This is a genomic window from Streptomyces sp. NPDC087845, from assembly GCF_044742755.1.
Lineage (GTDB): Bacteria > Actinomycetota > Actinomycetes > Streptomycetales > Streptomycetaceae > Streptomyces.
Genome location: NZ_JBIUVC010000003.1, coordinates 229,933 through 242,714 on the forward strand (window position 1 = coordinate 229,933; position 12,782 = coordinate 242,714).

Annotated in this window: 6 protein-coding genes; 3 read left to right on the plus strand and 3 right to left on the minus strand. The window is 70.9% G+C overall.

What is annotated here, in order from left to right; genetic code table 11:
- Window positions 1–5: 5 nt before the first annotated feature.
- Window positions 6–3,254, plus strand: a complete 3,249-nt coding sequence (locus ACIOMQ_RS10215; protein ID WP_402188543.1) for an alpha-mannosidase — start codon at window positions 6–8, stop codon at window positions 3,252–3,254.
- A gap of 92 nt (window positions 3,255–3,346) precedes the next feature.
- Here ACIOMQ_RS10215 and ACIOMQ_RS10220 read toward each other — a convergent pair whose 3' ends face one another.
- The 3 genes from ACIOMQ_RS10220 to ACIOMQ_RS10230 form a co-directional block, all read right to left on the minus strand.
- A complete protein-coding gene (locus ACIOMQ_RS10220; protein WP_362197677.1) occupies window positions 3,347–5,089 on the minus strand; it encodes a pyruvate dehydrogenase in 1,743 nt (580 codons plus the stop codon).
- Between the two features lie 65 nt (window positions 5,090–5,154).
- Entirely contained in the window at window positions 5,155–6,882 is a 1,728-nt protein-coding gene (locus ACIOMQ_RS10225; RefSeq protein ID WP_402188545.1) for a protein phosphatase 2C domain-containing protein, read from the minus strand.
- A gap of 232 nt (window positions 6,883–7,114) precedes the next feature.
- Window positions 7,115–10,879, minus strand: coding sequence for a S8 family peptidase (locus ACIOMQ_RS10230; protein WP_402188547.1), 3,765 nt, complete (start codon window positions 10,877–10,879; stop codon window positions 7,115–7,117).
- Window positions 10,880–11,089: 210 nt separating this feature from the next.
- Between ACIOMQ_RS10230 and ACIOMQ_RS10235 the strand changes: the two genes are divergently transcribed.
- Complete coding sequence (locus tag ACIOMQ_RS10235) at window positions 11,090–12,079, plus strand: helix-turn-helix transcriptional regulator (protein WP_362197686.1); 990 nt, start codon at window positions 11,090–11,092, stop codon at window positions 12,077–12,079.
- Between the two features lie 151 nt (window positions 12,080–12,230).
- On the plus strand, window positions 12,231–12,713 hold the full coding sequence (locus tag ACIOMQ_RS10240; protein ID WP_362197689.1) for a DUF456 domain-containing protein: 483 nt from the start codon (window positions 12,231–12,233) through the stop codon (window positions 12,711–12,713).
- Window positions 12,714–12,782: the final 69 nt, after the last annotated feature.

A 12,782-nucleotide genomic window follows, 5' to 3' on the forward strand; every position in this document is an offset into this window, starting at 1 on the left:
CTGTGATGCACGACGACCGCACCCTGGTGGAGGACCGCCTCGAACGGGCCCTTCACCAGTTCATCCGCCCGGCCCAGTACTCGGCCCGGACCCCGCTCACCCTCTCGGTCCAGCACCTCCCCGGCGAACCCGTGCCGGTGGATCGGGCGCTGGAGGGAACGTACGAACCGTTCAGAGCGGGTACGGAGTGGGGGAGGCCGTGGTCCACCAGCTGGTTCCGGCTGGAGGGAACCGTGCCGGAGGAATGGGCGGGGCGCCGGGTCGAGGTGGTCGTCGACCCCGGGTTCTCCGGTCAGGGGCCCGGTTTCCAGGCCGAGGGAATGCTGTACGACGCGGCGGGCATCCCGCTCAAGGGCATCCATCCGCGCAATCGGCATCTGACGGTCGCCTCTCCGGCGGCGGGCGGCGAACCGGTCTCGCTGCTGCTGGAGGCGGCAGCCAATCCGGCGGTGCTGGAGCACGGCTTCGCCCCGACATCGCTTGGGGACGTGCTGACGGCCGGCGACCGGCCCCTCTACCGGTTCGCCTCCGCCGACCTCGCTGTGCTGGACGAGGCGGTCTGGCACCTCGTCCTGGACATCGAGGTGCTCTCCGAACTGATGCGGGAGCTGCCCGTCGACCGTTCCCGGCGGCACGAGATCCTGCGGGCGCTCGAGCGCATGCTCGACGCGCTGGACCTGCACGATGTGGCACGTACGGCGCGAGCCGGCCGGGACGAACTGGCCGAGGCACTGTCCCGCCCGGCGTCGGCGAGCGCGCACCGGATCTCGGCCACCGGGCACGCACACATCGACTCGGCCTGGCTGTGGCCGCTGCGCGAGACGGTGCGCAAGGCGTCACGCACCTTCGCCAATGTCACCGCGCTGTCCCGGGACTATCCGGAGCTGGTGTTCGCCGCGTCGCAGGCCCAGCAGTACGCCTGGGTGCAGGAGCATCAACCGCACGTCTGGGAGCGGATCAAGCGGGCCGTGGCGGACGGACAGTGGGTGCCCGTGGGATCGATGTGGGTGGAGTCCGACGCCAACATGCCGGGCGGCGAAGCGCTGGCCCGGCAGCTCGTGCACGGCAAGCGGTTCTTCGAGCGGGAGCTGGGAGTGGAGACCGAGGAGATCTGGCTGCCGGACTCCTTCGGCTACACCGCCGCCTTCCCCCAGCTGGCGCGGCTGGCGGGGGTGAAGTGGTTCCTGACCCAGAAGCTCTCCTGGAACCAGAGCAATAAAATGCCACATCACACCTTCTGGTGGGAGGGTATCGACGGGACCAGGGTCTTCACCCACTTCCCGCCCGTGGACACCTACAACGCGCAGTTCCACGGACTCGAACTCGCCCATGCGGAAAGGAACTTCGCGGAGAAGGGGGTGGCGACACGCTCCCTCGTCCCGTTCGGCTGGGGTGACGGCGGAGGTGGCCCCACCCGCGAGATGATGGAGAAGGCACGCAGGCTCCAGGATCTGGAGGGGTCACCACGGGTCGGGATCGAGAGCCCGTCGGCGTTCTTCGCGGCGGCCGAGGAGGAGTACGGCGCACTGGCGCCGGTCTGGTCCGGCGAGCTCTACCTGGAGCTGCACCGGGCCACGTACACCACCCAGGCCAAGACCAAGCAGGGCAACCGGCGCAGCGAACACCTCCTCCGTGAAGCCGAGTTGTGGGCGACCGCGGCGGCCCTGCGAACCTCCGGTCACCCCTACCCGTACGAGCGGCTGGACCGGCTGTGGAAGACGGTGCTGCTGCATCAGTTCCATGACATCCTGCCTGGTTCGTCGATCGCCTGGGTGCACCGGGAGGCACGCGACGCCTACGACCGGGTGCGGGAGGAGCTGGCCGACGTGGTCGCGGACTCGGTGTCCGCGCTGGGCGGACCGGAGGGGCTGGTGGCGCTCAACTCCTCGCCGTACCAGCGCAGTCAGGTCGTCGAGCTGGACGCGGAGGCGAGCGCGGTGCTGCCCTCCGGCGCGCGGGTGCAGTCGCTGGGCGAGGGGCGTACAGCGGTGCTGGCCGAGGCACCCGGGCTGGGCGCGGGCCTGCTGGACGGCTCGGCGGTACCGGAGCACATGGTCACGGCGTTCGGGTACTCGGCGGTACCGGAGCACGCGGTCACGGCGTCCGGGCACTCGGGCGAGCCGCCGACCGGATCCGTGGGTGAATCGACGGGTGACTCTGCAGGCGAATCGGCGAGCGGCTCGGCGGAGGGGCCGGCAGCCGGTTCGGCTCACCAAGGCTTCGTCCTCGACAACGGGCTGTTGCGGGTCGTCATCGACAGCGACGGACTGATCGCCGCCGTCCGTGATCTCGACGCCGGGCGGGACGTCCTCGCCCCCGGCCACCGGGCCAACCTGCTCCAACTGCACCCGGATCACCCCAATCGCTGGGACGCCTGGGACATCGACCGACACTACCGCCGCACCCGTACCGATCTCACCGACGCCGACTCCGTCGAACTGGTCGAGGAGGGGCCGTTGCGGGCCGCCGTCCGTGTCACGCGGTCGTTCGGGGCCTCGCGCGTCGTGCAGAAGATCCGTCTGGCCGCGAACAGCCGGCGGATCGACATCGAGACGGAGGTGGACTGGCAGGAGTCGGAGAAGGTCCTCAAGGCATCGTTTCCACTCGACGTGCACGCCGAACGGTCGACGGCCGAGATCCAGTTCGGGCACATCCACCGTCCCACGCACGACAACACCGGCTGGGACGCCGCCCGTTTCGAGATCTGCGCCCATCGCTGGCTGCGGGTCGCCGAACCGGGGTACGGCGTCGCCCTGCTCAACGACTCGACGTACGGGCACGAGGTGACCCGTACCCCGCACGGCGCGGGCCTCGGCACGACCGTACGGCTGACGCTGCTGCGCGCCCCGCGCAGCCCGGACCCGGAGACCGACCTCGGTACGCACCGGTTCAGGTACGCGCTGGCACCGGGCAGCGAGATCACGGACGCGGTACGGGAAGGGCTGGCGCTCAATCTGCCGCTGCGGGCGGCCGTGGCCCCGGCCCTGCCGTCACTGCTCAGCACCGGCCATCCGGCGGTCACGGTGGAGTCGGTGAAGCTCGCCGAGGACCGCAGCGGCGATGTGATCGTGCGGCTGTACGAGTCCGCGGGCGGGCGTGCCAACACGACACTGCGTGTTGGATTCCCCGTCGTACAGGCCCGGATCACCGACCTCCTGGAACGGCCGCTGCACGAAGCGGACACCGATGAGCACGGTCTCGTACTGTCGCTGCGGCCCTTCCAGATCGTGACGGTTCGGCTGACCCCGGCGTGAGATGACCCCGGCGTGAGGTGGCCCCCGCATGAGGTGACCCCGGCACGACACCTCGCCCGTGCCCCGCCCGTGCCCCGTCCCCCGGGTCCCGTTCAGGGGCGGGGTACGTTCCGCAGATTGGAGCGGGCCATCTGGACCATCCGGCCGACTCCCCCGTCCAGCACGATCTTGCTGGCGGAGAGGGCGAAGCCGGTCACCATCTCCGCGCTGATCTTCGGCGGGATGGAGAGCGCGTTGGGGTCGGTGACGACATCGACGAGCGCCGGGCCCTTGTGCTTGAAGGCATCCTTGAGAGCGCTTTCGAGTTGCTTGGGCTTCTCCACCCGGACGCCGTACGCCCCGGCGGCCCGCGCGATCGCCGCGAAGTCCGGATTCTTGTTGGTCGTACCGAACGATGGCAGACCGGCGACGAGCATCTCCAACTCCACCATGCCGAGCGAGGAGTTGTTGAACACGACGACCTTCACCGGCAGGTCGTACTGCACCAGGGTGAGGAAGTCGCCCATCAGCATGGTGAATCCGCCGTCGCCGGACATCGACACCACCTGCCGGTTCCGGTCGATGAACTGGGCGCCGATGGCCTGCGGCAATGCGTTCGCCATCGAGCCGTGGCTGAACGAACCGATGACGCGGCGCTTGCCGTTGGGGGAGAGGTAGCGGGCCGCCCAGACGTTGCACATGCCGGTGTCGACGGTGAACACGGCGTCGTCGTCGGCCAGTTCGTCCAGCACCGAGGCAACGTACTCGGGGTGGATCGGAATGTGCTTCTCGACCTTGCGGGTGTACGCCTTGACCACGCCCTCCAGCGCGTCGGCGTGCTTCTTCAGCATCCGGTCGAGGAACTTGCGGTCGGTCTTGGGTTTCACCCGCGGCGTCAGGCAGCGAAGCGTCTCGCGGACATCACCCCAGACCGCGAGATCCAGCTTGGAGCGGCGGCCGAGGTGCTCGGGCCGCACATCGACCTGGACGATCTTCACGTCGTCGGGGAGGAAGGCGTTGTACGGGAAGTCGGTGCCGAGCAGGACGAGGAGATCGCACTCGTTGGTCGCCTCGTAGGCGGCGCCGTAGCCGAGCAGCCCGCTCATGCCGACGTCGTACGGGTTGTCGTACTGGATCCATTCCTTGCCGCGCAGCGCGTGCCCGACCGGGGACTTCACCCGCTCGGCGAACTCCATCACCTCGGCGTGGGCGCCGGCCGTGCCGCTGCCGCAGAACAATGTCACACGTTTCGCCGCGTCCACCATCCGGCAGAGCTTCTCGATCTCCTCGTCACCGGGCCGTACCGTCGGCCGCGAGGTGACCAGGGCGTGCTCGATCGACTTCTCCGGAGCGGGCTGCGAGGCAATGTCACCCGGCATCGAGACGACGCTGACCCCGCCTCGGCCGATCGCGTGCTGAATGGCCGTCTGGAGGAGCCGCGGCATCTGCTGCGGGTTGGAGATCATCTCGTTGTAGTGGCTGCACTCCTGGAAGAGCAGCTCCGGATGGGTCTCCTGGAAATAGCCGAGACCGATCTCACTCGACGGGATGTGCGAGGCGAGGGCGAGAACGGGTGCCATGGAGCGGTGGGCGTCGTAGAGGCCGTTGATGAGGTGCAGATTGCCGGGTCCGCAGGATCCGGCGCAGGCCGCCAGGGACCCGGTGATCTGGGCCTCGGCTCCGGCGGCGAACGCGGCGGTCTCCTCGTGCCTGACCTGGATCCAGTCGATGCCCGGATTCCGGCGGATGGCGTCGACGACCGGGTTGAGGCTGTCGCCGACGACCCCGTACATACGCTTGACCCCCGCCCGGACGAGGATGTCGACGAACTGCTCCGACACGTTCTGCTTCGCCATGGGTGCGTACCCTTTCCGCGCTTCGGCCTCCGGACTCCGCATCCATCAACCCATGCCGCGCGCGGTTACGCCTCCCAGACAGCGGCACTCGTGCGGTCGTCGGAGTACCCCTTCACCCTGAGCTGGGAGTCCGTGAGGAAGGCCGCGAGTCCGGGTGCCCGGTCGGGTGTCCAGCGTTCGGCGAGCTCCCGGGCGAGGGCGGGCTCGCCGCGCAGCGGTTCGGCCAGGCCGGTGCTGCACAGCAGCAGCGTGTCCCCCGGCCGGGCCACCGAGGCCCGGAACCGGAACGGCTGAGCCGGCCGGGCGGGCGGGCCCGACGGGCTCCCGGCGGTTGGCGACGGCGATGGCGACAGAGACAGCGACAAGGACGGGGAACGGGAGCCGAATCCGACCACGGCTGCTCCGTCGGCGTCGGCGTCGGCGACACCGGCTTCCGGAGCCTCTGGTTCGAGGTCCTGCCAGACGCCGTCGCGCAGCCGGAAGAGTCCTCCGGGGCCGACGCCGAAGAAGATCCGGGTACGGCAGTCGGGGTCCGCGGGCAGCAGGAGGCAGCGCAGCCCCGCCGTGTACTGCTCCGGTTCGAGACCCAGTTCGGCGGCGCGGGCACGCAGCTTGCCGTAGCTGCGGTCGGTGAGACGGTGCAGTCCTGACTTGAGGTCGCCCCGGCGGCCGGCCCTTATGTCCTCGGAGAGCCTGACATGGCTGCGGCCCACGGCGGCGCCGATCGAGCGGCAGGCGTCGGCCGCCGCCAGATGCGCCCGCTCCGTGGCGCGGGCCCCGGTGGCTACGGCGACCAGGACGAGCGCGCTCCTGTCGGTCCCGAACCGTACGGTGAGCAGCGCATCGCGGCGTGGCTCGCCCCGGAACCGCGCGGAGTCCCCGCGCACGGAAGCGGCGCGCAGGGTGTACGTGCCGTACCGGGCGCCGTCGAGCACGGTGTCGGCGACGAGGCCGTCGAGCTCCTGGGGGACGGTGGCGGGCAGTGCGGTGGGCTCGGCGTCGTAGGTGGGCGGCCGGTCACCCACGTGGCCGATCACGGGGCGCGGGGCGGGGACGGATGCGGGCTCCGGCCCGGGTGCTCGTGCGGCGGCCTCGGCGACGGGGGCTTGCGGGGCGACGGTTCTCCCGGCCACCGGCCGCCTGGGCAGAGGCGGCACCGGCGCGGACGCTCCGGCGGCGACGGACGGCTCCGGCGGCTGCGGCGGCTGCGCTGGCTGCGGCGGCAGGGGCGGTTGATCCGGTGCCGACGGCAGGTCAGCGGCGGCCGGGGGTTCGGCCGGAACCGGTGGCGTGGCGAAGGTGCGCGGCTGCGGCGGTCCGGCCGGGGCCGCCCCCGGGGCGCGTACGCTCACGGCGGGCGGCTCCCACGGGGCCCGCTCCCGCAGCGGCCGGGGCACCACAGGCACAGGCGCGGGCGCCGGAGGCGAAGACGGAGACCCGGCCACTTCGGACGGCGCGACCTCAGAGGGCTGGGGCGGAGGCTCGACCCGCGCACCCGGCGCATCCGACGAAGGCGAAACCGGAGACGTAACCGAAGTCGGAATCGGAGACGGAACCAAAGGCGGAACCCGAGACGGAACCGGAGACGGAACCGCGACCGGTTCCCCAGCCCTCTCCCCCGCCCGGTCGATCCCCCCGCGCCCGTCCGGGCTCACCGCGTCCGATACCGAGTCGAAGCGGTCGTCGAGGCTGTCGGCCGCGTTGGTCGCCCCGGTGTCTCTGGCGGTCTCGTCGTACAGCCTGCGCCACCAGTCGTCCTCGTGGGCGGCGGGCCTCTCCCCCTGCTGACTCATGCCCTTATTTTCGACCGCACGGGCCGTGCGAAAACGGGCCGTACGAAAACGGGTCGTCCGGAGAACGGGCCGTCCGGAGAACGGGTCGTCCGGAAACAACGGCCGTGGAAACAAAGCGTCCGGAAACAGCGGCTGTGGAAAAGATCGCCCGGAAGCAGCGTCCGTGGAAAAGATCCGCCGGGCGGCCCCACCCCCCACGGGAAGGACGCCCGGCGGACCGGTCAGGACGTGATCAGCGCACGGCGTACGCGTCGTTCACGGTCTGGATGACGGAGTTGCCGTTGGCGTCCGTCAGTTCGGTCTTCAGGGTGACCGGCTTGCCGGCCGCGCCCGCGTGGTTCACGGTCGCGGTCCAGTGGCCGCCCTGCTGCGCGGTGGTGGCCCGGGTCCAGGTCTCGCCGCCGTCGTACGAGTACGAGACCTTCGCGGCGGTCAGCTTTCCGGGCGTGTAGCCGGCGTGGCCGGTGACGCTCAGGCCGATCGTCTGACCGTCCTTCGCCGGAAGGGTCTTGAGCCCGTCGGTCATCAGGTCGTAGCCGGGGAAGAGGAGCGGGATCCCCTGCGAGTAGACGTTCTCGTCCCGCTTCGACCGGAACTTCCAGGTGGTCTCCGTGTGGGTGGACCGCTTCCACACGGCGGCGGGCTGGCCGGTCTTGAAGGTTTCCATGGTCAGCTCGTACGCGGCGTCCCCGGCCGGGACGGTGAACACCCCGGACGGCCAGCCGGACTCGCCGAGCACTTCGCCGCCGCTGGTCAGCCGCATGTTGCCCATGTCTCCGAAGGAGCCCTGGAGGCCGGCGTGCTCGGTGTCGCTCCAGAAGCCCGGGGCGACGCCGATCAGGTTGTCCTGTCGCTCCGCGGCGATCAGGGCCTTGCCCTGGGTGTCACGCGGGGCGGCCGGTGCCGGGATGCCCCGGTACCAGTTCTCCGTGCGCTTCGCGCCCGCCTTGTACGTACGGGGCTGGTCGACCATGTACTCGCCCCAGGGGAAGCTGGAGGAGAGGTAGCGCTCCCAGCCGGTGTCGCCCGCCGAGTAGTACTCGGTGCGCGTGCCGGGGACGGCGACGGTGTCGAAGGAGGCGGAGAAGGCCCCGCCGTACGGACGGTTGATGATCATCGTGTCGACGTAGTCGGCCGCGACGCCCATCGCCTCGTAATTGGCGGTGACCTTGCCGAGTTTGCCGTCGCGGACCTTGTAGGTGCGGTCCGAGGTGACCGGGCCGGTCTCGGGGAAGGCGAGGTTGTAGACGAACGGGCTGGCGGCGGTGGCCTTCCAGCGCAGCTTGACCGGGCCGTCGGCCAGGGCGGCCTTCAGGGCGTCGGCCTCACCCGACTCGATGCCGAGTGCGGGCAGCGGTGCCGCGCCGTATCCGACCGACGGCTGCCACGGGCCCGCGGACGGCCGGTGGGCGATGACCGCCTTCGCGCCGGCGGCCTTGGCGTTCCGTGCCTGGGTCACCAGGGAACCGTCGTCGTCGACCGCGACCAGGGCGATCCTGCCCGAGACGCCGGCGGCCTTCAGCTCGTCGGGGGTGCCGGTGCCCGCGTCCACGAGAGCGGCTTCGCCCGTACCGTCGAGGTTGACGGACCCGGTGCTCGCCGCGGTGGCGTGCAGGTCGGCGCCGCCGACGACCGAGAGCTTCTCGATCTGCGGGGCGTACGCGCGCCAGAAGCTGGCGAACTCGAAGTCACCGTCGTGCGCCGTGCCCTGCACGTCGGCCAGGTAGTTCTTGACGGCGCCGGTACCGGTGATGGAGCCCGAGTGCAGCCAGGTGCCGTCCCAGCTGCGACCGAAGGACAGCGTCGTGGAGCGGTTCTCGGACGCCCGGTCCTCCGTCTTCACCTGCACCCGATGGGCCTTGCGGGCGTCCAGCACCAGGGTGGTGTCCTTGGTGACGTTCAGTTGCGGCCTGGCGAGGTAGCCGACGGAGTCGGCCATCCTGCCGGTGGCGTCCTTCGGGTCCGGCGAGGTGATGAAGCTGGAGACGAAGTACGCGCCGGGGCGCACCTGGTACACCTGGTCGGTGGCGCCTTCGTTGAAGCGCCGCTCACCGCTCGCGGTGTCCGTGCCGATGACGTCCAGCGAGGAGGAGCCCGCGGCGGGCTTGCCGGCGCGGTCGACGAGCTTGACGCGCAGGGTGACGGTCTCCGGTCCGACGTACATCGAGAACGGAGTCGAGACCTTCACTCCGCCGGGCCCGGTGGCCAGGACGCGTCCGGTGACGTCGCCGTACTGGGCGGCCTTCAGCTTCGCGGTCGGGTCGATCGTCAGCGGGACCTCGACGGTGGCTCCGGCGGGAACGGTGACGGTGCTCGCGCCGAGCTTCGCGACCGGGGAACGGAGGTCCGAGCCGTCGTTCCCGGTGACGCCCTGGACCTTCAGGGACAGTTTCACCGGCTTGGAGCCGGAGTTGGTGTACGGGACGTCCACCGTGGTGCGGTCGGACTTGTCCTGCGGCCAGTTGAAGGTGCCGGCCTGGACGGCGGGGGCGCCGACGACGGTGGTGTCGATGGCGGCCTTCACATCGAGGCGGCCGCCACCGGTCTCGCGTACGTCACCGGGGATGTCGCTCTTCGCGGACGACACGAGAGCCGCCTTGATCTGCTGGGCGGTCCAGTCCGGGTGACGCTGCTTCACGATGGCTGCGGCGCCCGCGACATGCGGGGTGGCCATCGACGTACCGGACATCGTCTGGTACGCGTACACACCGCGGCCGCCCGCCGCGGCCGCCGAGATGGCGACGCCGGGCGCGGCGATCTCGGGCTTGAGGGTGTGCGAGCCGATCGCGGGTCCGCGGCTGGAGAAGGAGGCCGTGGAGTCGTCGCGGTCGACGGCGCCGACCGTCAGCACGCTGGGGGCGCAGCCGGGCGAGGAGACGGTGTTGAGCGCGGGACCGGAGTTTCCGGCCGCGATCACGAACAACGTGTTCTTGCTCTGGGCCAGTTCCTCGGCTGCGACGCTCATCGGGTCGGTGCAGTCGGTCGGCGTCGGGCTGCCGAGGCTCATGGAGACGACGTCGGCCTTCTGGTCGACGGCCCACTGCATACCGGCGATGATCCAGGACTCGGCGCCGGAGCCGCTGTCGTTGAGGACCTTCCCCGCGAGCAGGTCGGCGCCGGGGGCGACGCCCTTCTTCTTGCCGTCGCTGGCCGCGCCGGAGCCGCCCACGGTGGAGATGGTGTGGGTGCCGTGGCCCTGCCGGTCGTCGGTGGTGTCGGAGTCGGTGAAGTTCTTGGAGGCCGCGATCCGACCCTTGAGGTCGGGGTGTTCGGCGTCGACTCCGGTGTCGAGGACGGCGACCTTGGTGCCCTTGCCGTCGTATCCGGCGGCCCAGGCGAGATCGGCGCCGATCTGCTTGGTGGACCGGTCGAGGGTGGCCTGGACCTTGCGGTCGAGCCAGAGCTTCTTCAGTCCGGAGGCCGAGCGGGATCGGGTGTTGGTGACGTCCGACCAGAAGTCGGCGGCCTTCGCCTTGTCCGCCTTGAGCGCGACGCCGTCGATGGCGTCGAGTGCGAGTCCGCGCTCGGCGCCGCGCGGGGTGGCGGGCGCGGAGCGGGCCACGTCCTTGCCGTAGACGGCGATCAGCGGCAGCGACTTGGTGCTCGCGTCGTCGTAGCCCTGGCGGACGAGTCCGGTGACGTTGAAGAGTTCCTCGTCGACCGTGCCGGCGGCCAGCGCGTCGGTGGCGGTGTCGGGGTAGACGTAGAGGTCCTTGCCGGACTGCCTGGTCTGCACGAGTGGGACGGTTCCGTCCTCGCGCGGCAGTGCGGTGACCGACGCGGCCCCCGAACTGTCCGTGCTCACCAGGACCTTGTCGCCGGTGACCAGGGTGACGGTGACCGGTTTGCCCGCCTTGGCGCCGGCGGCCGCACTCCCGGTGAGTGGTCTCTTCGCGGTCGTGTCGTCCTGCGGCGCTGCCGCGGACGGTGCGATCGCGGTGACGGCCAGGACGGCGGCGGTGGCCGCTCCCAGCGCCGTACGCGATATCGGACGCATCGCTCTCCCCAAGTAAAACCGGAACACCTTTGAACAAAGCGCTGTATTCCGGAGGTTGTCGGTACTGCGGTGGCGCCACATTGGCAGAGCGACGGGCGATAAAGGGATGATGTACACGGCGGGTTTACGCCGTGGCCGCTTTCCGCCACGACCGGGCGCCCGAAGACAGCGGCATCGTGCGGAATCAGTGCGTCCGGGAGGGGTCCGGGGATGTTGGGAGCCATAGGTCTCGATGAGATACAGGAGTCGGCGTACCGCGCGCTCGTGGCGGTGGGAGCCGCGGAGGTCTCCGATCTCGCGCACCGGCTGGCACTTCCCGAGTCGGACACGGAGCGCGCGTTGCGCCGGCTGGAACAGCACGGACTGGCCGCGCAGTCGTCGTCCCGCACGGGCCGTTGGGTTGCGGCGCCGCCCGGGGTGGCGCTGGGGGCGCTGCTGACCCAGCAGCGCCATGAGCTGGAGCAGGCGGAGCTGGCTGCGGCGCTGCTCGCCGAGGAGTACCGGGCGGAGGCCGCCGAGCCGGCCGTGCACGATCTGGTCGAGGTGGTGACGGGCGCGAGCGCGGTGGCGCACCGTTTCCATCAGTTGCAGTTGGGTGCGACGAGCGAGGTGTGCGCCCTGGTCACCGGGAAGCCGATCGCGGTGAGCGGAATGGAGAACGAGTCCGAGGAGCAGGCCGCCACGCGCGGGGTGGTGTTCCGGGTGGTGGTCGAGCGCGAGGTGCTCTCGCTGCCGTCCGGGATTCTGGAGCTGTCGGCCGCGCTGAGCCGCGACGAGCAGTGCCGGGTCGTCGACCGGGTGCCCACCAAGCTGGTCGTCGCCGACGGCGCCCTGGCGATGGTGCCGCTGACCGGTCGGGGCGCCGAGCCCGCGGCCCTGGTGGTTCACGCCTCCGGGCTGCTGGAGTCGCTGATGGGCCTCTTCGAGGCGGTGTGGCGCGACGCGATGCCGCTCAGGCTCGGCGAGAGCGGCCGCATGGAGGAGGAGTCCGCCGGGCCCGATCCGACGGACCTGGAGATCCTGTCCCTGCTGCTGGCCGGGCTGACGGACGCGAGCGTGGCGAAGCAGCTGGAGCTGGGGCTGCGGACCGTGCAGCGGCGGGTGAAGGGCCTGATGGAGCTGACCGGGGTGTCGACCCGGCTGCAGTTGGGCTGGCACGCGTACGAGCGGGGCTGGGTGTCCCGGGCGACGCGGGGCTGAGCGGGCCGGACGACGCGGGGCCGAGCGGGGCCGGAGGCATACCCCGGCACGGTGTTCCAGTCGTGCCGCTACGGCCCTGAGCTGCGTCGACGGCCCCTGCCCGGCGCCGCGCTGACGGGCGGGACCGGCCGGACTCCGGCAGGCTGGTCAGATGGGTGTGTGGCAACTCGTTGCCGTCGGCCTGGTCATGCTCCTCGGCCTGGTCGGCGTGCTGGTGCCGGGGGTGCCGGGGCAGGCGATCGTCTGGGCCGCCGTGCTGTGGTGGGCGCTGGCCGACGTGACTCCGGCCGCCTGGGGCGTACTCATCGGGGCCACCGCCCTTCTCCTGCTGAACCAGGCGCTGAAACCGCTGCTGCCACCTCGCCGCCCCCAAGAGTCGGGGGCGCCGCGCAAGACACTGATGCTCGGTGGGATCGGCGGGATCGTGGGCTTCTTCGTCGTACCGGTGGTGGGCGGGATCGCCGGATACGTGGGGGCGATCTACGGGGCGGAGCGGCTGCGGCTCGGCAGCCGCGGGGCGGGCTGGGCGTCGGTGCGCTCGGTGATGCGGGCGACCGGCTACTCGGTGCTCGTCGAGCTCTTCGCGTGTCTGCTGGTGACGGGGGCCTGGCTGGGCGCGGTGATCTGGAGCTGACCCCGCGCTTCCTGGACAACAAGATGGATGCCATCCAGATATACGGAAACACATCGGATCTCTCTCGCT

Bases quoted from the DNA above. Each gene is read 5' to 3' on its own strand.
- ACIOMQ_RS10240 (WP_362197689.1), top strand. From the start codon at position 12,231: ATGGGTGTGTGGCAACTCGTTGCCGTCGGCCTGGTCATGCTCCTCGGC.
- ACIOMQ_RS10215 (WP_402188543.1), top strand. From the start codon at position 6: ATGCACGACGACCGCACCCTGGTGGAGGACCGCCTCGAACGGGCCCTT.
- ACIOMQ_RS10225 (WP_402188545.1), bottom strand. From the start codon at position 6,882: ATGAGTCAGCAGGGGGAGAGGCCCGCCGCCCACGAGGACGACTGGTGG.
- ACIOMQ_RS10220 (WP_362197677.1), bottom strand. From the start codon at position 5,089: ATGGCGAAGCAGAACGTGTCGGAGCAGTTCGTCGACATCCTCGTCCGG.
- ACIOMQ_RS10235 (WP_362197686.1), top strand. From the start codon at position 11,090: ATGTTGGGAGCCATAGGTCTCGATGAGATACAGGAGTCGGCGTACCGC.
- ACIOMQ_RS10230 (WP_402188547.1), bottom strand. From the start codon at position 10,879: ATGCGTCCGATATCGCGTACGGCGCTGGGAGCGGCCACCGCCGCCGTC.